This is a genomic window from Pedobacter sp. FW305-3-2-15-E-R2A2, from assembly GCF_038446955.1.
Classification (GTDB): Bacteria; Bacteroidota; Bacteroidia; order Sphingobacteriales; family Sphingobacteriaceae; genus Pedobacter.
Window position 1 is genome coordinate 4,067,244 of the sequence record NZ_CP151803.1, and the last position, 20,422, is coordinate 4,087,665.

At 43.7% G+C, this 20,422-nt stretch carries 17 protein-coding genes; 10 read left to right on the forward strand and 7 right to left on the reverse strand.

All coding sequences use genetic code 11. The annotated features are described in order from the left end of the window. Window positions 1–231: 231 nt before the first annotated feature. Window positions 232–732, forward strand: a complete 501-nt coding sequence (locus AAFF35_RS16215) for a DinB family protein (RefSeq protein ID WP_342327567.1) — start codon at window positions 232–234, stop codon at window positions 730–732. Here AAFF35_RS16215 and AAFF35_RS16220 read toward each other — a convergent pair. Both AAFF35_RS16220 and AAFF35_RS16225 read right to left on the reverse strand, forming a co-directional pair. Next, window positions 723–2,090, reverse strand: a complete 1,368-nt coding sequence (locus AAFF35_RS16220) for an SMI1/KNR4 family protein (RefSeq protein WP_342327568.1) — start codon at window positions 2,088–2,090, stop codon at window positions 723–725. The two genes, AAFF35_RS16215 and AAFF35_RS16220, sit on opposite strands and share 10 nt — an antisense overlap. Window positions 2,091–2,138: 48 nt before the next feature. Beyond that, window positions 2,139–2,354, reverse strand: a complete 216-nt coding sequence (locus AAFF35_RS16225) for a hypothetical protein (protein WP_342327570.1) — start codon at window positions 2,352–2,354, stop codon at window positions 2,139–2,141. A gap of 209 nt (window positions 2,355–2,563) precedes the next feature. Between AAFF35_RS16225 and AAFF35_RS16230 the strand changes: the two genes are divergently transcribed. The 8 genes from AAFF35_RS16230 (at window position 2,564) to AAFF35_RS16265 (ending at window position 11,310) form a co-directional block, all read left to right on the forward strand. Then, window positions 2,564–4,081 (forward strand): hypothetical protein, encoded by a 1,518-nt coding sequence (locus AAFF35_RS16230; protein ID WP_342327571.1) that lies wholly within the window; start codon window positions 2,564–2,566, stop codon window positions 4,079–4,081. A 12-nt stretch (window positions 4,082–4,093) separates the two neighbouring features. Further along, the gene (locus tag AAFF35_RS16235) at window positions 4,094–5,803 is read left to right on the forward strand and encodes a hypothetical protein (protein ID WP_342327572.1); all 1,710 of its coding nucleotides are present in this window, start codon (window positions 4,094–4,096) and stop codon (window positions 5,801–5,803) included. Window positions 5,804–5,876: 73 nt separating this feature from the next. Next, window positions 5,877–6,359 carry a hypothetical protein gene (locus tag AAFF35_RS16240; RefSeq protein ID WP_342327573.1) on the forward strand — a complete coding sequence of 161 codons (483 nt, stop codon included), beginning with the start codon at window positions 5,877–5,879 and terminating at the stop codon, window positions 6,357–6,359. Continuing rightward, on the forward strand, window positions 6,359–7,012 hold the full coding sequence (locus AAFF35_RS16245) for a hypothetical protein (RefSeq protein WP_342327574.1): 654 nt from the start codon (window positions 6,359–6,361) through the stop codon (window positions 7,010–7,012). Before AAFF35_RS16240 ends, AAFF35_RS16245 begins: the two co-directional genes overlap by 1 nt. Further along, entirely contained in the window at window positions 6,982–7,815 is an 834-nt protein-coding gene (locus AAFF35_RS16250) for an ATP-binding protein (RefSeq protein WP_342327575.1), read from the forward strand. Before AAFF35_RS16245 ends, AAFF35_RS16250 begins: the two co-directional genes overlap by 31 nt. Continuing rightward, window positions 7,784–8,416, forward strand: a complete 633-nt coding sequence (locus AAFF35_RS16255; RefSeq protein ID WP_342327576.1) for a response regulator transcription factor — start codon at window positions 7,784–7,786, stop codon at window positions 8,414–8,416. The genes AAFF35_RS16250 and AAFF35_RS16255 overlap by 32 nt, the downstream gene beginning before the upstream one ends. Window positions 8,417–8,491: 75 nt before the next feature. Next, window positions 8,492–9,280: a hypothetical protein gene (locus AAFF35_RS16260; RefSeq protein WP_342327577.1), complete on the forward strand. Its 789-nt coding sequence runs from the start codon at window positions 8,492–8,494 to the stop codon at window positions 9,278–9,280. Window positions 9,281–9,399: 119 nt separating this feature from the next. Continuing rightward, complete coding sequence (locus AAFF35_RS16265; RefSeq protein ID WP_342327578.1) at window positions 9,400–11,310, forward strand: amidohydrolase; 1,911 nt, start codon at window positions 9,400–9,402, stop codon at window positions 11,308–11,310. 55 nt (window positions 11,311–11,365) lie between these two features. Here AAFF35_RS16265 and AAFF35_RS16270 read toward each other — a convergent pair whose 3' ends face one another. From AAFF35_RS16270 to AAFF35_RS16280, 3 genes are all read right to left on the reverse strand, one after another. Continuing rightward, window positions 11,366–13,762, reverse strand: a complete 2,397-nt coding sequence (locus AAFF35_RS16270; RefSeq protein WP_342327579.1) for a TonB-dependent receptor — start codon at window positions 13,760–13,762, stop codon at window positions 11,366–11,368. Between the two features lie 168 nt (window positions 13,763–13,930). Further along, a complete protein-coding gene (locus AAFF35_RS16275; protein WP_342327580.1) occupies window positions 13,931–14,119 on the reverse strand; it encodes a hypothetical protein in 189 nt (62 codons plus the stop codon). A 94-nt stretch (window positions 14,120–14,213) separates the two neighbouring features. Beyond that, window positions 14,214–15,344, reverse strand: coding sequence for a helix-turn-helix domain-containing protein (locus tag AAFF35_RS16280; RefSeq protein WP_342327581.1), 1,131 nt, complete (start codon window positions 15,342–15,344; stop codon window positions 14,214–14,216). A 51-nt stretch (window positions 15,345–15,395) separates the two neighbouring features. Here AAFF35_RS16280 and AAFF35_RS16285 point away from each other — a divergent pair, with 51 nt between their 5' ends. Then, window positions 15,396–18,005 carry a glucosidase gene (locus tag AAFF35_RS16285; RefSeq protein ID WP_342327582.1) on the forward strand — a complete coding sequence of 870 codons (2,610 nt, stop codon included), beginning with the start codon at window positions 15,396–15,398 and terminating at the stop codon, window positions 18,003–18,005. Here the strand turns inward: AAFF35_RS16285 and AAFF35_RS16290 are convergent. Continuing rightward, window positions 17,976–19,499, reverse strand: coding sequence for an AMP-binding protein (locus tag AAFF35_RS16290; RefSeq protein WP_342327583.1), 1,524 nt, complete (start codon window positions 19,497–19,499; stop codon window positions 17,976–17,978). The genes AAFF35_RS16285 and AAFF35_RS16290 overlap by 30 nt on opposite strands. After that, the gene (locus AAFF35_RS16295; protein ID WP_342327584.1) at window positions 19,483–20,340 is read right to left on the reverse strand and encodes an SDR family NAD(P)-dependent oxidoreductase; all 858 of its coding nucleotides are present in this window, start codon (window positions 20,338–20,340) and stop codon (window positions 19,483–19,485) included. Before AAFF35_RS16295 ends, AAFF35_RS16290 begins: the two co-directional genes overlap by 17 nt. Window positions 20,341–20,422: the final 82 nt, after the last annotated feature.

A 20,422-nucleotide genomic window follows, 5' to 3' on the forward strand; every position in this document is an offset into this window, starting at 1 on the left:
CGTGTGGTTACCTGTTAGATAACAACATCTTAATCGCCCCTTAACAAACGTACATAAATATTTTTTACAATCACAGCTGAATTTGTCGCCCCTGATTTACCAGTGCATTGCATTTTCCACTTCTTCCTTTCTTTCTGAAAAAGCAAATTAGCGCAGCAGCTGAAAACTTATTGGCGATGGCAGTTGTTTTATAGCCGTTATTATTTATGAACCTTTAAATCACCTCTGGTTATGATACTCCAATATCTGTCAGCTGAATTCGAAAATGAAGTAAATAACACGCGGAAATTGTTACAGGCCGTTCCGGAAAAAGACCTTGCTTATAAGCCTTCGGATATTTCCTGGACGATGGGCGAACTTGCCCAACACATTGCTACCATTTATTACTGGTACGTCGGCACACTGACTGAAGATGTTTATGATATAGTGGCTGATCAGCTTGAACGGGGCGATACCAATGACATCCAAGCAACCCTTTCGCTTTTTGAACGTAATGTTGAAAAAGCCAGGACGGCCTTAGCGTCGCTGACTGAGCAAAAATTACAAGACAACTGGACGATGAAAGCCGGAGAACAAATCCTCCTTGGCCCCATGCCCAGAGGCACGGTAACCCGTGGCTTTCTTTTTAACCATATTTATCACCACCGTGGCGAATTGATCGTTTACCTGCGGGCAACGGGAAATAAAGTGCCAGGCCTGTATGGTCCTACTTATGAAGAAAGTCAGAAATGATTTAAAATCGTCTTATTGGTCAAACCATAGTCAGCTAATCTATGATTAAGGTTTGCCAGGATATAGTCTTGTTCTATCGGAAACTTTTCAGCGAGCTCTTTATAAGAGGCCAATAACCGCTTATCTTTTAACCCTGATAAGGCTTGCAATGAGGCGTGTATTACCCGGTTTGACGGGTCTCTTAACCCTTCAATAAATATTTCGATATAATCTTTTTTGTTTTTTAACTGACCCAAAGTATACAGTGACTGCAGCCTGATTTCGTCTATAGGGTGACTGGCAAATGGTGTAATAAGGCTGCCATAATTCGTGTTGGTCTCTTTTAGTAAATAAGTAAAAAACCGGAATGTTTCTTCGTCTTCAATTCTAAAAATATGCGCTTCAATAACTTTTAGCCATTCCTTAGCGCGATCCTTTGCATACCAATAAATGAAACTGAAGACAGAAAGCAAGTCTGTTTTCAGCAATTCCATTAAATGTGGTTTGGCCCGCTCATAGTCAGATTTACAAATGTTTTGAATCAATTTGTTTTTGTATGCAGGATTAACATCGATTAATCTTTCAATGTGGCTTAAGGTTTGGTGCTTTAATTTTTTTTTATTCAGCAAGCCATTTAAACAGTCGTCCTTTTCCGCGAGATCTGTCGAAGATGTAAAGATGGTCAGCAATTCTTCCTCAGTACCCCCCATTTGATATCCAAACCATCCGGTACCACCGTCAATTAATTCGCCTGAAATCACTTCATCTAACCACCTTTCATACCAATCCAGAAAATTTTTCTCAAAAGCAAAGTTGGGCTTTTGCCCATCTATATCTAAGTTTACCACCCGACCTCTATACGGCCCGTTTAAAACTACTCCGTGCAAATAGCTGCAACCCTGCGATCCTACCGGAAGTATTCCAGCCCATAAATTACCTCGTTCATGATCATATTCCTCATCAGTCATGGTTTCATCACCATTTATTTTTTGGGATAATGCTTCCCAAAATTCGTTGGTCATCTTTGGATGGATCACACAGCGGTTCTTTAAATATTTTTCTGCATCAACATTAATTAATTCATTCATATTTTCTCCTAAGGGATAAATCCCAAAAAAAGGACCTGCTGAAGAGTCTTGCCAGCCAATACCACCATTTCCAACAGTCAAAACAAATGATTTGTAACAGTCTGGCAGTTCAATTGAATATTTATTTTCAATCTCTGTAATCTTTTCTGCTGTTGCCGGCTTGTTCAATTGATATTTATGCTGGTCTGCTCCAAATGCGATGTAATTTTTATCGGCATCTTTGGCTTCAAGTATTTTTTTCTTTATTCTCTGTATCTGGTCGCTATATGCTGCAATTGGGTAGGTGTTCATAAAATCCAGGGGTCTGTCCTTTCCTGCGCAAATTGCAAAAATATATCGTTAACAAAGTAAAAGTCGATTCATGATGCTTTTAATCAGCGCCACTGTTGCAGGCTGGTTTTGATGCCTTTCCGTTAAATCCTGAATGATTTCCATCATTGCGGCTTGCCGTCTGAGAAATAGCCATCCTGCGAAGTCGGCCGCATTTTCTTCGGCATCCAAACCGGTGTCAGTTCTGAACAATTGTTTATACTCTTCGATTACCTCCAGATTCATGGTCTTTGTTTTAGACCTAAAGTTAATTTAATCTTCAAAACATCATCATTCCTCCTAAACAAGGATACTTGAATATTTTTCCACAGTCACAAATATTTCCCGGCTAAACACCCACATCAATTGGGTGAAAACACCCCCATCCCGGAACAACAAGCCCCCTACCTTAGTATCAACAATTCAAAGGAAAAAACAGCAAAAAATCAAGTACCATGGAAAATCTATACAAACTAATAACCATACTCTTTGTACTTAGTTTAATATCAGAACGTATCGCTAATTTTTTCAAGCTCAAGCTTTCTGGCAGTCGCCAACGATTAAGAGGTCGGGGATCGATTTTGAAATGGTTTACTTTTGGGAATACCAGTTTGAAGAAGACAGATCCACAGGAAGAGAAACAGCGGGAGTTTCGTGTCCTAAAGATCAACCTCTTCTTCGGCTGTCTTATTGCAATATGCTTTCATGCAGATCTGTTTACCCTGCTTCAGCATATAGACAGCCCAAATAAATACCTGACCTGGAACCTGGAGAGCACATCGATTAGCTGGGAATGGAGTCTGAAAGCTTTCGGAAAACTACTACTCACGCTTCTTGGCTGCCTACTGACCGGAGCTTTCATCAGTTTTGGTTCTAAGTTTTGGCATGATGCCCTCGACCTTTTGCTACAGGTAAAAAACTACAGAGCAATGCTCACAACCGAAAAGAGTCAGGAGATCCAGGCCAATACCAGCACAATGAGTGATCAGGAATTAGATCTCTTAATGCGTTCCGCGATCGCTGAACATTATCAGGACTGGAAACTTGACTATCCAAATATTGTGGGATGCACCGTGGGACTTAAACGTACCGGAGGATCACCGGTAGCAAAAAAAGCGATCATCTTTAAGGTTCGTCAAAAGCCAGCACCAGCACAGCTCAGCAGCACAGCCACTATTCCGACCTCAATTACGTATCGGGGGTCAGTTTTACAAACTGATGTTGTTGATACCGGCGAAATAAGCGCACTGATGTCGCCTGCGAAAAAATCAGCCCTCATCAAGACAGGAGTAAAGTTGGGCACAAGTGTTTCCCGGGACAATGCCAGCAATTTCGGAACGGTGTCCTTGCGGGTAAAACAGACATTCAGCAACCTTCCAGATCAGTATTTTCTGCTTTCCTGTTTCCACGTACTCTTTCCGGAACGATTGGATCCCAATGTACTTCAACAGGGAACGGTTAAGATTGACCTCGCTACCTATGGACCGGATACGCTGATCTCCGCTCCCGCAAGCACGCTGCCCGCTTCCAGATCCGGCATTTCCACGCATGGGAATGTAACTGCCGGGGTATTTTCGCCAAGAATAGACGCCGCAATTGCCCGTATCAATCAGACAGACCTTCTCCAGCAAACCTTCAACGATACACTCGTTACCGGAGAAACAGACCTGAAGGATCTATATGTCGGAATGCCTGTCAACTCCTTTGGCTGTGTCACGGGTAAACTAACTGGCTTCATCAATGACCTGGATGTTCCTGTTACGGAGGTTGTATTCAAAAACGGACCAGTCAGGTTCAGTTATACCTTCAACAAACTAATACAGGTCAGCATGCTCTGTAAAGAGGGGGATAGTGGCGCGCCCGTCCTCAGTCCAAATGGAAAAATAATCGGAATTATTACCTCAGGAGATAACGAAGGAAGTTATGTACTCCCTTTCCAGTATATCAAAAACGCATTATTTGTAACCTTATAACCAAACCGCCTCATGAAGTACTTACTCAGCTTTACCCTGATACTGATCGCTTTTAGCATCAGGGCACAAATCACAGACACAACCCTTGTGCTCGAACAAACCTATGATAGGATTCCAAAGTTGGAAAAAACAGGACGTTATTCAAAGAACCGAACCATTTTGCGAATCCATTTTAGCAAGGCCTCAACTGCCCGATCAAAACTGACGACTCTTGTGGTCAGCACCAATGGAGAGCATCCCGAAAATACCGCAGCCCATATCAAGGGCTATATCCCGGACAACAATCCCGCCACGATTGAATTTGATCTCAAACCTAAGCTTGATGGCCTCGGCTCTTCCTTTAAGATGGTCATCCTGGAAAAAGGGGAACCTTACAGCCCGGTCATTGAAATGACTGATGAAACAGTGCCTCCTGCCATCCGGCGAACCGTCAGTTATCACCCAGTAGCCGATAACGATCTGCACCTCCCTGCGTTAAGTCGGGAAGAACCCTCATTTGATTCAAAAAACCATTCATTCTTGTATACTGGCAAGCGGAAACTTTCATTGGTATACACCTTTAATGACGAACTAAGTCCTAGGTTTAGCTTTCCAAAGAGATCAAACGCTGAAACTACAGATACCGAATCAATTCACATCGGCGTTGGCCAGCCTTTAAGCCTCGAACTCATTCCGGTACCGAACCCCTTGCGCTATGACGTAAATATTTCAAGCGGGTTTCGATCGGTTAATGAAGAAACCGATGGAATCCTGGAGAAATTTCTATTAAATCCGTCTGAACTATTGGGAAAGGCTGTCGCATTCTCAGGGACCATATACGACGACGACGAAATCAAAAGAAAAGAAAAAATACTGGGTTATCTTCAACAGATTAACACCAAATTGGGCAATTACCTGAACAGCTACCGATACAAGGACGGTATTATTGCCAGCCAATTTATGACTGAACGACAGGCCGTGGTTGATGCCGTACATAGCTATCTAAAGCAAAAGGACCCCTCCTATCCGGGCACTATTGGCGACTATATCATCAATGAATTCAGCGCTCCTGACTCCATCTACCTCAAACCGATCCTAAAAACACTCCGGGAATTTGACAATTTCGTAGTTACGCCCCTGCGCTACCAGATCAAACAGGTACCAGACAAAGATGAACTACTTCTCGACATTCGCATCAGCCCCAAAAAAGGGATTGCAACAGCGATATACACCGATACAACAAAAGTATCCTTTCCGATCTTTGGCGGATTCAAGGTGGACGTCAGTCCGGGGCTTTTCTATAGCTTTCATCAACAGCAAAAGTATGCACTCAGAACCGACAGTACAGCCATTATTACCGATGGCACTACAACTTACTCCAGGTACAAAACCATTATTACCGAAAAGCAATCAAAGGGAAACGTGGGCTTCTCTTCCCTGCTTCACTTCTACAGCCGATGGACCAGAGATGTGAATTTTGCACTAAGCCTCGGAGTCGGACTTACACTTGAAGACACCCCACAGGTGCGCTATCTGCTAGGTGGCAGCCTCCTTATAGGTCGGGTAAATAGGATCGCTGTTTCAGGAGGTTATAGCTTCGGCAAAATAAACCAGCTTAGCGGAAAATATACAGATTCCAAAACGGCCGTTTCCGATACCAGTTTAGACACCTACAAAGTCTTAAAGGGTGCAGCCTTCATCGCATTGTCCTACAACATCCCGCTTTTGAACAGAAAAAAGTAAGACAGCAACTAAACCACTGAAAAACAACCAATAAACCTTTAATATTAACAACAAGTTTACTAAATTAACCATCATGAAGAACAAACTCACCACCGCCCTCCTTATGCTGATTGTCCTTACAGGATTCTACAGCTGTCAACCAAAAGTTGAAACTAAAACAGAGGAAAAACACCAGGAAAAAAAGTTCCTGAATGCAAAAGCTATAGACAATGAACCGGTAAATTTTATCCTTGCCGATTCTTGCGTAGAACTTTACGAAAAGACCGATCCCCGACTCCTTCCACGAACAAATTCCATCGTCTTTAAGCGCGGGGAATTAATAAAATGGATAAATCAACTGGAGAAAACCGTAGATTATGATAACATGAGAATATGCTTGGGCATCTATACCGACACCATTCTTCGCAAATACAAGAAGCCAGATTCATTGAGAAATAGAGTCAGCCTATTCCTTTATCCATTCAAAGGCAAGAACCGCGCTAAGACACTGATCTCCAGCACCAATAGAGACCAAAGAACCACTGACCCCTTCAATATGGGCGAATTACATCCCTAATGGAGTTTAGTATCCAACATTATTTTGAGTTCCTCAGCCTACTGATCTGCATCTTTTGCTCCGGGAAGCTGAGGCATTCTTTTCTGATTGCCTTTTTACCTTACCTGCTGATTATACTCTGTGTAGAGTTAATCGCAAAATACCTCTATTCGCTGCATCACTACAACACAAGTTGGATTTATAACCTGATGAATTTATTCAGCAATGGGTTTTATGCCTTTATCTTCTACCGGTTTGCTACTGAAAAGCAACATCAACTCGTCTTATTTCTGATCACCTCCATCTACGTTAGCTTTTCCCTGCTCTTTCACGTCCTAACCAGCTTCAAGGACTTTAACATTTACATCGTTGCAATTGGCGGCATCATCCAGGTCTTTTTTTCCTGCCTTCATTTTTATTATTACCTGCAGAATGATGAGTATGTCAGCGAACGTCATTATTCCTCAGGACTGTTTATCGCCGCCGGAGTGCTTATTTTTTATTCTGGGATTGCCATCTGTTTTTCACTTTATCACTATATTCGCTTCAACGCACTCAGCCTATTTGGTATTCCACTCTATAACCTGGTACCACGCTACCTGAGTATCCTACTGTATCTTTTGATATCTATTGCGCTCATCATATGGAAAAGGCCGACGAAGACATCATCCTAGCCATTATCGTCTCCAGTATCACATTGGTGATCCTCGCGGTATTTACTACCCTTTTTTTCCTGGTTTTTGTCAGAAAAAAGAGAATCCTTAACCGAAACAAGGAAGAGCTCAGCCGAAACTTTGAGCGGCAACTTCTGGAAACCAGGCTGGAGATCCAGGATCAGACCCTAAATAACATCAGTCAGGAGATCCACGATAACTTCGGACAAGTACTGTCCTTTGTAAAGCTATCCCTGAATATTGCCAAGACGCTCCCGACTCCGGAAAAGGACGAAAAGATTAACGAAAGCACACGGCTCATCGCCGGAGTAATCACCGACTTGAGAGACCTTTCCAAGAGCCTTAGTTTTGAGCGAATTAAGATTGCCGGACTTTATCAGGTCATCAATGATGAAACCGACCGGCTTAACCGAAGCGGCATTATTCAGACCGAGCTCCAGTTGACCGGTCAACCATTTGTCCTGGGCCCACAGACCGACCTGATTCTTTACAGGATGTTTCAGGAAATACTGAACAACACCATAAAGCATTCCGGCTCCAAGTCCATGAAAATTATCCTTGGCTATCATGGAGAACTATTTACACTGCACATTAAGGACTTTGGAAATGGCTTTGATAGCAATCAGGTGAAAAAACCGCAAGGTCTCGGTCTTTCCAACATGAAACAACGCGCTGCGCTTATTGGTGCCAGTGTCGCAATCGACAGTCAGCCGGGTAATGGCTGCTCAGTTAGTATCAGCCTCGACCGTAACAATAGCATACTCAATAGCCATGAACAAAATATCCATCGCCCTGGTAGATGACCACCAGCTTTTTAGAAAAGGTATTGCATCCCTCATCGAGACATTTTCGGACTATGAGGTGATTTTTGATGTGGGTAGCGGAGAAGAACTCTTCGAACGATTATCTTCCAAACAACAACCCCGAATCATTCTATTGGATATGAATATGCCGGTTATGAATGGACTACAGGTCGCAAGCAGGATTCAGAAGGAATACCCCGGTATTGCCGTTATCATTCTTTCGATGGTAGAAGATGCAGACACTGTCCTATCCGTGATAAAAAAAGGAATTAAGGGATACCTCCTTAAAGATTCCGATCCATCAGCCTTCAGAAATGCACTGGATTCAGTCGCCACCGACGAAGTTTATTTCCCATCGTTTGTCATGCGCTACATGTCCGACCGATATTGCAGCAATACCGAAATCAAGCTCAGTGAGCGTGAACTTGAATTCTTAAAACTGGCCAGCTCAGAACTTACCTACAAGGAGATTGCAGACCAAATGTTCCTGAGTCAACGTACGATAGATGGATATCGTGACAGCTTGTTCCTAAAACTCCAGGTAAAGAATCGGGTTGGTCTGGTATTATACGCTATCAAACACAAGATCGTAGAAATCTAATGTTCCTTAACAAAGTAAAAGCTGAAAAAAAAATCTTATTATGCCCTCCCTGGGAAACAATCCCAATTTTAACCGATGAATTTAAACATAAAAGAAGAGCCACTAGATCTTGGCTTCCCTAATCCTGAAATAAAAGGTATTCCTACCCTGTTTATCGGCAAAATTATCCTCGGACAAGAGGAATTAGAAAAACTGGAAAGTAAAATACCCCGCGAATTATACTTCTTTGGCGCAGTGGTAAAAACAGGAGAAGTACATTTTAAATATGGTGAATTAAAGAGACTGGAACTGATGCTGGTAGAGAAAAATCTGGAAACCAAAGAAAGTATCCAGTATCATCTGACTCAGCACAACACCATTATGTATAAAATCACCTCAGATAAAACTGACGACTATGAATGCGTAGATATGTTGAAGAAAAAAGACATCCTTTACCTGCACCGGGCACCCAAATGGAAAGCCTCAGAAGCCAGCATTCCAAAGTATAAAGAAAAACTATTTTACTTTTCGACACAATTCTACATCCCTGAAAACAACACCAATAGAGAACATCTGGGTTGGGATGAAACGCTGTATGTATTTTTATATGCTACGGAAACCGACAAGCTTTTGGTCGAGGTTTTTATACAGGATACTTCCGGGCAAACGGCCGAAGACCATTATCGATTGGAAGATATGATGGCTGAATTTGATGCCAGCTATAACAACCCCGACAAAGTGCATCAGCTGCTTAAAAAAGGAGATAAATACTTCCATGAATATGTGATGGAACACAAAAGAACAAACCGCCAAACCCTGGAAAGCTTACTGACTTTTGCTAAAACAAAAAAGATGGCAACTGAAATCACAAAACGATTAAAGTAACCTGTTACCAGGCTGTTATTCCAATAATTCAGGCTTAAAATACGCATACGGCTATTGCTTTATACGTAAATAATTGTTATTATTGAATTAATTAGAACCCTATACTAAACGCTCTCATTATGGAAAATCAAAATTCAGCCAGCCTTGGCTGTACGCATTGTGCATGCAACAACCCCATGTGGAACATCCTCGAAGAGGAATTATTTCATCCCGAAAAAATCTTAAAAACTGCAGAAGGATTAACCCATCAGGTCGTCCCGGAAGCTTTGTCGCTGGTCATTTCAGGTGGTACCATCAGACCGCTTACGGATGGAAGAATGGATACAGTCGAAGCGATCGGCATTCACGATGGTAAAGTCATCGCTACCGGCAGCAAAACCGCAGTAGAAGCAGAAATGCTTAAACAAGGAATCGTTTTCAAATTTAAACAGCTCCGGGACTATGAAGTCCTGCTCCCTGGATTTATAGACCCGCATGTTCATATCGTACCGACTGCCCTGCTGATGGGATGGCTGGATTTGAGCAGGTTCGATAACCAGAAATTAAAACCAGAATATACACCAGATACGATTGGCTCCATCATCAAAAAGGAACGGAATGGCCCCAACAAAGAGAAATACGACAAAGGAGCCTGGTTATTGGGTAAAGGAGCCGATCCGGCATTGATGCCTTTCGTATACGATCCCAATGCGGCGAACAACATCGGCCTGACCACTTTTACCTGCGATTCATTAGACGAAATCGTCAATGATGTACCCCTGCTGATGCTCAGCGCCTCTATGCATACCGCTTATGTAAACACCAAGGCCCTAAAGCTTACCTATGATCATACGCCAGACATCAGCGACAAAATGACTTTCGAGGAATATAAAGCAAGTAACCACGGACAACTGCAGGAAGGTGTTGGAATGGAACCCGCTTTGAAGACCATTCCGCTAACACAACTTTCAGAAATGGTGATTGGTTGTTTTTCTCATCTGAAAGCATTTATCGCTGAAGCAAATAAACGTGGAAATACCTTCCTCTATGATGCAGGAATGAATGATGCGTTCAAAAGCCTGCTCAAGATCTACCTTCATTTTTACCCGAATAACATCCGGATTGGTGCGGCAAAGATGTGCAGTTCACAAAAAGATGCCGATAAACTAACGCCATATGAACCGGTTACCGAATACTCAGATATTTACTATGGGAATGCAAAAATCATCTCGGATGGTTCTAACCAGGGTTTAACAGGCTACCAGTCTGAACATTATTGCTGCCTGCCGGATTCTAAAGGAAAATTTAATTTTACAACAGACCAGGATCCTGAACCTGTCGAAGTTCCGGCGCCCTACAGAGCACTCCTGAATACCATTGCCATAAAATGGGGCTGGCCACTCATGACCCATGCAAACGGAGATGAGGCCATCAACTTTACCATCAAGGTATATGAAGAGGTGATCAAAAACCAAACTGGCAGCCCGGTAAGACACCGGATAGAACATGCCTCCTTGCTTTCAGATCAAAACATTAAGGACATGAAAAGACTGGAAATTCTGCCAAGTTTCCTGATCGGACATGTTGGGTACTGGGGTTACGCTTTCCGTACCGCCATATTTGACGAAAAAGCCGAAATTCTGGACCGTTGCAAATCTGCACTTGATGCGGGTTTAAGGATCTCCCTGCATACCGATTGTGAGGTGACCCAGCTTGGCCCCTTACGCATGATGGAACAATCGATTACCAGAATCATGGAAGCAGCTCCTGGCAATCCTGAGGATCATGTCCTGAATGCGGCAGAATGTATCAGTCCGGAGCAAGCCCTGCGTGCGGTAACCACCGATGCGGCTTACCATTGCTATGCGGAAAAATGGGTAGGCAGTTTGGCAGTCGGCCATTTCTCAGATTTTGTCATCCTCAAACAAGACCCGCTCCATCTGCCATCGAATTACATGAAGATGCGTGATATCGAAGTCCTGGAAACCTGGAAAGGGGGAGTAATGGTTCATCAACTTTCTGTTCCCGAACCGGTTTTAAATAACGCTTAACACGTATAAAAAAGGTCTATCCTTGCTAAAAACAGCAAATGGATAGACCTTTTTATCAGTTTGCCCTGTTGTTTTCCGCCTGTCCTGTCGCCTTATTTTTGTAACTGCTGTTTTTCAGTTTCCCAAAACTGTAGCTGGCCATCAGTCTGAAATAGTTGTTGTTATAGGTTCTGTCGTAGAAGATATCGGTTTGCCCAACGCTGTAATTTCCGGAACTATTTGTTTGATGAAAAATATCGTTTGCCAGAAACTTCAACTTCAGTGCGCCTTTGAAAAGGTCTTTATCAATACCTATACTAATAGAAGACCGGCTTCGGTCCTGGTACAGTCCGGAAGAGCGGTCTCCAAGATACCAGGCCAATAGCTGTAATTTAAACAGGTCTTTCACATTAAAGGTATTATTGGAATACAAATACCACTGCGGCCTTGAAGGCTGAGATACAAAGAAAAACTGATCGTCTATCATTTTGATATAGCTCAGGTTAACGGTATTTATGGCGGTCCAGAATCCGACAGCTGTCGAGACCGAAAGCGCTGCGAAATAAGCATGACTTTTATCAAGATTGATGCCTTTTAAAACATAACTGTTTGGTGTACTGCCTCTCAAAGCAGCGGCACTCAGTGGGTCTATCACATAGTTGTAGCCTACCCTCAGGTCGATTTTCCGGTAATTTGCGCCCAATTCGAAAGCATGGACTTTCTCTGGCTGCAGGTTGGGATTACCTTCTATGGTGGTAAAAGGATCCTGATAAATTACAAAGGGATTTAATGCCTGATACCTCGGCCGGGTAATCCTCGACACATAGGCGGCACTCAATTTAAGCCGCTCAGTAATCATCCTGCTGAGCAAGAGGTTCGGAAAGAGATTAAAATAATGGTCCCTGATCACCTGGCCTCCGGCCACACTTGTATTTAACACATAATCGGTCCACTCTCCCCTGAAGCCTATTCCAAAGTTCGTCTTGCCCATGATCAAACCGCTGTAATTGAGGTAAGCAGCGGGGATTTTTTCCCTGTATTCAAAATCACTGGACAAGTTTTCATCTGGCTTAAAATCTCCACCATGATCTGCTATCAGGAAATTTGTACCCGAATTGGTATTTACGTAGCTGAATTTAAGTCCAAACTCCAGCTTCTCTCTGCTACGGAAGACTTTGGTATAATCTGCCTGGGTACTGGAAATCGAAATCTGATGCTCCATATCATTTTTTATGGCCCTGAAACCATCTGCTCCATCAATCAGACTCCGTTCATCAATGAGGTCATTGATGTCGGCATGAAAATCAGAATACTGACTGCCGATAAATAACACGGAACCCAGAGTATCTATCGTCTGGTTATAATTAAGGGTAAAGGATTGGTTTAACCGCTGTTCGTTCTTTTTGAGATCACTGGTATAAAAGCGTGTTCCTTCCCTGGTGGTAATGCTGTTTTTGCTGTCCTGACTCCCCCCCTGTTTTTCTAAATTCCCGCTATAGCCCAAAGAAACGTTTTTGTCTTTACTGATATTGTACTGGACGCCCAATCCAAAGTTGGAGAAGTTACGGAGTTTACGCCTCCAGTTTGTGGTTAATTCCGATCGCAGGTAATCTTCTTCAGCAGGCCTGGTCCTGGTGGTGTAGAGCCGCTCCCGGTTCTTTCCCTGAAACAGCCCGTAATTCCCTACCACTGCAAGCTTTCCTTTGTTGTAGTTGAAGTCAAACATGGTATTGGTATTCAATCCGGCAAACTTAGATACTGTAACCTGCTGACTAACAGATCCGAGCACCCCCATCTCTGTATTGACCTTGGTAATGATATTAATGACCGACTTTCCTTCTGCATCATATCTTGAAGAAGGATTGGAAATGATTTCAATCTTTTCTATCTGCGAGGCCGGAATCGCAGACATCCGCTCGGAAGTAATGAGCCTGCCATTGAGGTAAATGCTGGCCTCGCCCTTGCCTGCCACAGCAATCTGCCCGTCATTGATGATGACATTGGGAGCCTTGCTGAGGATCTCCGTTAAGGAACCGCTATTTGCAAGGATGGTATTGGCCACCTTCACTTCCAGGTTGCCGTTTGCCAGAGACCTGGTTAATGGCACTTGAGCACTGATCTGTACCTCGTTCAACTGAACAGAAGGTGCTTTAACGATGATGGTTCCCAAATCAATATGCGCCGCGCCTTTGTATTTTATGATGATCAGGGTATCGGCAAAAAGCAAGGAGGTCAGTTTCAAAGTCAGTTCTTTCTGATGGAGATCCGACAACTCAAAGCTGCCATTCAGGAAACTAATCCCCTTCACAAAAGCAGGATCTTCAGGGGAACGGAGCAATGCATTTCCCATCAGGGGCTCCTGTTTTGAATCGACTATCTTTGCAGAAATGCTTCGGATATGTTGGCCTTTTAATTTTAGGGAATGGAAGAGTAAAGTCGACAGACTAAGGAATGCGATGAGCAGGGTTTTCATTTGTGAATAGGATTTGGTTTCTCTTTTTCACAAATGTCTGCAGCAGGTTCCGGCAAGAGGTGCAGGAAACAGAAATCAGGAGTGCGGATTTATAAATTAACACAAAAAGGGCCTTCAATACAATATAAAAAGCCCCTTTTGCTTAAAGTAGTCCTTCAGAACAGCAGCCTATTTCGCCACCTGTGCAGCAGCGCCGATCAAAACTCCGCCGATTAATATCGGTGCAACGTCACTAATCCGTTTATGTGCCGAAGTCTCATTTTCATCTTCTGGATTTGAATTGCCGCCCATAATTTTTGAAAGATCAGCCTTGGTTAAAGCGCCCTGAATTTGAGTTTTAGAATGTTGAGTTTTCATATATTTAAAATTTTAGCTTTGAGCCAAAATAAGAAATATTATTTTTTCAATCAAATATCAATAAAATCAAAATAAGACATTTAATCCTACATAATTACTTTTTCAACGTATTCTGCTGATAATTCAAGGGCGTAGTTCCTGTAAATTTCTTAAAAGCAGCAAAGAAAGTCGACTTCGCGTTAAAACCGACCTCGTAACCTATAGATTCCAGGGTAAGTCTATGGTCTGTTGAAATGATCCTGCAAGCCTCTTTGATCCGGAACTCATTCACAAAGGTGGTGAAGTTTTTTCCGAGGTTATCATTCAAAAACTGCGACAATTGATGACTGGTCACATTGATTCCTTTTGACAAATCCCCTATTTTTAAATCCGGATTTCGGTAAACGGTCTGCTCGTTCATGAGCTTTTCCAGCTTCCCAAGTAAAACTCCTGCATCCTGGTCATTCAGTTTTTTACCTGAATATTTATTCGGAGCGAGCAGAAACAAATCGTCGGTCTTCTTGCGGTATAAAAGTACAGAGATAATCAGGTATAAAATGAGAGAAAAACCAATGGAACCACTGATATAGGAGGAAAACGGCGCCCGGATCAGACTTAAAAAAAAAGTAATAAAGATCACTACATTTCCAACATAAATCATAAGCAGCCAGATCTCAGCAGCATTCAGCTGATGCCCTTTTGTAAACAGATTTTTCAGTATACCTTTCATCACAAAGGAAGAAATGAGCACATAAATAAGCCATTGCAAATAAATGATCTTGCTAAAATATTGATTCCAGAGCCAGGAATAGTTTTCATAGGGATAAGCAATACCTGCAACGAGTACGAGGAGAAACAAGGAAGCAATCATCCATTTCCAGGATTTGGGCATGACTTCCAATCCCTGAACGGCGGATTTCAGAAAACAATACAGGAAAGGGCCGATAAAAAAGCAGGCGGAAAGACCAATCTGCAGGTAAATCTTCGGAAGCGTCCCATCAAAATATAAAAAAACAGATTTCCCAATCCGCACACTTAAAGCAAACAACAATGCGCCAAGAAAATAACTGCTCAGGTACTTCTTACGGGTAAACAAGAAAAAATACAAGCTCAGGATTAACCCGTTAAATGCTCCTAAAGCACTAAAAAAAAACAAAAGTTCCTTACCGACGTTCATAAAATGGTTTAGAGGTTGAGGCTGATCAAAGGTACTGCAAATGGCTTTAAAATTGACACTGATCTGCATTTTAAGAAAAGATTAAAGTGCTAACTTTAAGGATCAATTTTAATCATTCAGATGAGTCAGGAAGCAAAGCGCATTAAAACAGAGGGTTGGAAAAAATGGGGACCATACGTCTCGAACCGCCAATGGGGAACGGTGAGGGAAGATTATAGTGATAATGGCGATGCCTGGCAATCCAGCACCCATGATATGGCCAGAAGTAAAGCCTGGCGATGGGGAGAAGAAGCGATTGGCGGCATCTCCGACGACCGCCAGTTGCTGTGTTTTGCCCCTTCTTTCTGGAATGGAAATGACCCCATTCTTAAAGAAATCTTTTACGGCCTCAGCAATACGGAAGGCAATCATGGTGAAGATGTCAAAGAACTCTTTTACTACCTGGACTCCTCACCTAGCCATTCTTACCTGAAAATGCTGTACAAATATCCGCAGCAGGTATTTCCTTATGAATCACTATTGCAGGAAAATGCCCGCCGCAGCAAAGAAGACCCGGAATTTGAATTGATAGACACTGGGATCTTCGACAACAATGAGTACTTCGATATTTTTATCGAATACGCAAAATCTGATACGGAAGATATCCTGATTAAAATTACAGCACATAATCGAAGCGAGAACACAGCGCCCTTAACAGTCCTTCCTACCCTTTGGTTTCGCAACCGCTGGTCCTGGGGCCATCACGATAAAGACCTGTCCATTTCTGCAAAAAATGAAACAGAACTGGCCATTCAGCACCATACGTTAGGGGATTACTTTTTTTACGCAGAAAATCCCTCACAATGGTTGTTTACCGAGAATGAAAGCAATACCATGAGGCTGTATAACTACGATAATGGCAAAAAATACTATAAAGATGCCATCAATAGCTTTGTGGTAGATAAGCTAAAGAAAGCGGTCAACCCGGAAGAAACAGGTAGCAAAGTGGCTGCATTATGCCATTTCGAGATCCCGGCGGGGGGATCCACAACCTTGCAATTCCGGTTGTGTAAAGGAGCAAGAAACAAACCTTTCGCCGATTTCCAAAAGATATTTGCACTGCGCAAACAGGAAACGGACGATTTTTACCGGGATTTACAAAAGAAAACGAAATCTGCCGAGGAGCAGTTAATTCAACGTCAGGCTTTAGCAGGACTGCTTTGGAATAAACAGTTTTACAATTACAGTGTGAGCCGCTGGCTGAAAGGCGACCCTGCAGAACTCCCTCCTCCGGCAGGTCATAGCAGCTCCCGAAACCTGAACTGGAAGCACATCAACAATGCCGACATCATCTCGATGCCTGACAAATGGGAATTTCCATGGTATGCTTCCTGGGACCTGGGCTTTCATTGCCTCAGCCTTGCGCTGGTAGATGCCGACTTTGCCAAACAACAGCTCTCCATACTTTGTAAAGAGTGGTATATGCACCCAAACGGACAGTTGCCGGCCTACGAATGGAATTTCGACGATACGAATCCTCCGGTTCATGCCTGGGCGACATTGGAGGTCTATAAAATGGACAAACAGCAAAATAACGGCAAAGGCGACCTGTTTTTTCTGGAATCTGTTTTCCAAAAACTCCTGATCAACTTTACCTGGTGGGTAAACCGAAAAGACGATAAAGGAAGTAACATTTTTTCCGGCGGTTTCCTTGGCCTGGACAATATCGGTGTGTTTGACCGCAATACCATACTTCCCTCGGGCATGCGCATAGAACAGGCAGATGGAACGAGCTGGATGGCGATGTATGCCCTCAATATGATGCAGATCTCGCTGGAACTGGCGCTCCATAACAAGGTCTATGAAGATATGGCTTCAAAATTCTTCGAGCATTTTCTGTATATCGCAGGTGCAGTGATGAACATCATGGGGGATGGCGATACCGGACTCTGGGATGAAGAAGATGGCTTTTTTTACGATGAATTGTCTACCGGAGACAGCCATTCGGTAAAGCTGAAACTCCGCAGTATGGTGGGTCTGATCCCCTTATTTGCGGTAGAAGTGATCACAGATGAGACCTTAAAGAAGCTGCCTAAATTTGCCGCGAGAATGCAATGGTTTCTGGAACATCGCCAGGATCTGGCCTCCCTGGTTTCCCGCTGGACAGAAAAAGGAACCGACGACAAGCACTTGCTGAGTCTGCTTCGCGGTCACCGGATGAAACTGATCCTGAACAGAATGCTGGATGAAGCGGAGTTTTTAAGCGATTATGGCATCAGAAGCCTTTCCAAAAGCTACGAACAGCAACCTTATGTATTTCCAACAGAAAAGGAAGAATTCGTGGTAAAATATGTGCCGGGAGAAAGCGATAGTGGCATGTTCGGCGGCAACAGCAATTGGCGTGGCCCGATCTGGATGCCTGTCAATTTCCTGATCATCCAGAGTCTCCTCCGCTTTCATGACTATTATTCCGATGATTTTAAGGTGGAATACCCTAAAGGCTCTGGAAACTTCCTGTCTCTGAAAGAGATCGCCCATGCGCTCTCCCAAAGACTGATCTCGATCTTTAAACAGGATGAAGAGGGCAAACGGGCTTGCTTTGGCGCAAATGAAAAATTACAAACCGATCCGGAGTTTAAAGATTATCTGCTTTTTAACGAATATTTTAACGGAGACAATGGCAAAGGACTGGGCGCTTCTCATCAAACCGGCTGGACGGCATTAATCGCTAACCTCCTGATCGAGCCATAACCTGGCGGCTTTTCTATCGGGCTTCCCCATGGAAGTTACAGGGATCGACTCCGTAAAGACCAGGTGTTTCGGCATCTGGTACCGCGCTGCCTTTCCGGAAAGCCAGGAAAGGATTTCTTCTTTTGTCGGCCGTTCCCGATCATGAAGGACCACCAATGCAGCGAGGCGTTGTCCGAATGCGATATCTTCAATTCCGGTTACGAATACGGCTTTGATCAAGGGGTGCTGCATCAGCAGGAGCTCCAATTCATAAGGGTAAACGTTCTCGCCTCCCGAAACAACCATTTCATCCGAACGGCCCAGCAGGTAATAATAACCAGCTTCGTCCTGATAACCCAGGTCTCCGGTGCTGATCCATTGCTCCTTTTCCGCAGACCAGGCACATTTTAACCAGACTTGCCCCTCCCTGATCTCAAGACTAACCCCATCTAATGGTTTCCCTATCGTTCCGGGGTATTTTTTCAAGTCCTCCGGGCTGGCCAGCAAGCAAACGCCGGCTTCAGAAGTGCCATAAAGATTGTACAGCTTATTGCCTAAAGCCTGAATCGCATCTTCGGCTAAAGCGGGAGAAAGGATTGCTCCTCCGGAAACGATACAGTTCAGCGATTGCAGGGCTTCTTTATGGTGATCCAGCATGCGCCGCAACATGAGCGGCACGAGGGTGACGGATTCAATCTGTTGCTCCCGGATGAGTGTACAAGCAGCCTCATGGTCAAATCCGGTCCGGATATAAACGTCCTTCCCCATCAAATAGGAGAAACAAAGTGCAGCGAGACCAAAACCATGGGCAATTGGCGTGGCGACATATACAGACTGATAATTTTCAAATTTCAGGCGGTCCAGCAGGGATAAAAACAATCCGGTATAGGCAGAAACAGATGCTTTCCTGGCAGCAGATTTATAAAGCCCCGTTGTTCCTGAGGTCAGAATTACCACCCTGTTGAAGCTCGATCTTTTTATCTTTTTTTCAGTTGGCAGATAGGCTGCATCTTTTAAATAACGGGCTACGGTGTTTTCCGCTTCTCCATCAGCAGCAAGGCTTCGCTTTTCATACCCCATTTCCAGAATAAGCGGAAGAAAAGAAGGGTCATAAATGATAAAATCAAACTGATGTTGATCCACCTGCCGTTTCAGCTGTGCGCCTCCCATTTCTGAATTGAGCAGGTACACATCGGTTCCCAGGTAAGCAGCCGCAAAAAGGGAACTGATAAATGCAGGATGGTTCGCACAGATAATGGCTATTTTATTCCCTTTTTCTATCCTGTGATTTTCATTCAGCCTGATGGCGAGGTTCTTGACGAGACGATAGAGTTGCAGATAAGTAAAGCGGTCTCGTTCATGGACCAACGCAAGGCGATCAGGATGCAACCAGGCGCCAAGGCGTAAAATGGCTACGAGGTTTACCCCTCTTCTGAATAATGCTTTCAGCAAATAAAAGATGCCGCTGACAGAAAAGAGTTTGGCTTTTTTCAGCAGTCTAATGGCCTTTAGCATTTTTTTTCTTGAGGTTAGCAGTAATTAAGTATTCCCAGGGAGCGCGAAACAGTACCGAGAAAACCTGCGCAGGAAAGATCCACCAGGGGGAATAAATCCGGCTCCGTTTGATGATCGTCCGAAAGATAATTTGCGCCGCTTGTTCGGGTTGCATTGCCGGCATCTCCTGATATGCCGCAGTCGGCGCCATCATACGGGTGCGGACCAATGGGAAATAGAGCGATGAACAGGCAATCCCCCTGGCCTTTAATTCCGGCGAGACGCAACGAAACCACTGGTCGAATGCGGTTTTAGAAGCCTGATAAGCAGCCCATCCCGGAGCGGGTGCCAATAACACATTGATGGCAGAGATGTTGATGATTTGCCCCTTTCTCTCCTCTAATGCCGGAATCAGTTTCAGCATCAGTTGTACCGGAGCGTCATAATTGAGCGCCATGGTCCGTTTAAAATCATGAAAACGATCCAGAGCGTCGTAAACAAAACGGTGAATCGACTTTCCGGCATTACTGATCAGAATGTCCGGCTTTTCTAAGGAATGCAATCGCATGTATTCGAATAAAGCGTTTATCTCTTCCTCCTTTCTGAGGTCTGCAGAAAAGGTATGAATGATGGCTCCTGTCTGCCCGAGTCCTTGCGCTAAAGCAAGTAGTTTCTCTTCTGTGCGGGCCACCAAAAGTAAGGTCGTCCCCTCCCTTGCCAGGCCAGAGGCCACACATTCCCCGATGCCATAACTGGCCCCTGTGATCAACACAGTTTTGCCGGCCATCGCCTTGCTGAGGTCGCTTTGCTTTACTTTTACCGATGGAAACAGGAACCGTTCCAGTATTTTCTTCTTTTCCAATATTTTACAGATTATCCCTGGCTCTGGTCAGATTTCTTACTTTTAAAAGATATGAAGTTAAGGGAAATTTAATAACTTGAGC

Excerpts from the sequence above, each read along its gene's own strand:
- AAFF35_RS16215 (WP_342327567.1), top strand. The coding sequence starts at position 232 with ATGATACTCCAATATCTGTCAGCTGAATTCGAAAATGAAGTAAATAAC.
- AAFF35_RS16220 (WP_342327568.1), bottom strand. The coding sequence starts at position 2,090 with ATGAACACCTACCCAATTGCAGCATATAGCGACCAGATACAGAGAATA.
- AAFF35_RS16225 (WP_342327570.1), bottom strand. The coding sequence starts at position 2,354 with ATGAATCTGGAGGTAATCGAAGAGTATAAACAATTGTTCAGAACTGAC.
- AAFF35_RS16230 (WP_342327571.1), top strand. The coding sequence starts at position 2,564 with ATGGAAAATCTATACAAACTAATAACCATACTCTTTGTACTTAGTTTA.
- AAFF35_RS16235 (WP_342327572.1), top strand. The coding sequence starts at position 4,094 with ATGAAGTACTTACTCAGCTTTACCCTGATACTGATCGCTTTTAGCATC.
- AAFF35_RS16240 (WP_342327573.1), top strand. The coding sequence starts at position 5,877 with ATGAAGAACAAACTCACCACCGCCCTCCTTATGCTGATTGTCCTTACA.
- AAFF35_RS16245 (WP_342327574.1), top strand. The coding sequence starts at position 6,359 with ATGGAGTTTAGTATCCAACATTATTTTGAGTTCCTCAGCCTACTGATC.
- AAFF35_RS16250 (WP_342327575.1), top strand. The coding sequence starts at position 6,982 with ATGGAAAAGGCCGACGAAGACATCATCCTAGCCATTATCGTCTCCAGT.
- AAFF35_RS16255 (WP_342327576.1), top strand. The coding sequence starts at position 7,784 with ATGAACAAAATATCCATCGCCCTGGTAGATGACCACCAGCTTTTTAGA.
- AAFF35_RS16260 (WP_342327577.1), top strand. The coding sequence starts at position 8,492 with ATGAATTTAAACATAAAAGAAGAGCCACTAGATCTTGGCTTCCCTAAT.
- AAFF35_RS16265 (WP_342327578.1), top strand. The coding sequence starts at position 9,400 with ATGGAAAATCAAAATTCAGCCAGCCTTGGCTGTACGCATTGTGCATGC.
- AAFF35_RS16270 (WP_342327579.1), bottom strand. The coding sequence starts at position 13,762 with ATGAAAACCCTGCTCATCGCATTCCTTAGTCTGTCGACTTTACTCTTC.
- AAFF35_RS16275 (WP_342327580.1), bottom strand. The coding sequence starts at position 14,119 with ATGAAAACTCAACATTCTAAAACTCAAATTCAGGGCGCTTTAACCAAG.
- AAFF35_RS16280 (WP_342327581.1), bottom strand. The coding sequence starts at position 15,344 with ATGCAGATCAGTGTCAATTTTAAAGCCATTTGCAGTACCTTTGATCAG.
- AAFF35_RS16285 (WP_342327582.1), top strand. The coding sequence starts at position 15,396 with ATGAGTCAGGAAGCAAAGCGCATTAAAACAGAGGGTTGGAAAAAATGG.
- AAFF35_RS16290 (WP_342327583.1), bottom strand. The coding sequence starts at position 19,499 with ATGCTAAAGGCCATTAGACTGCTGAAAAAAGCCAAACTCTTTTCTGTC.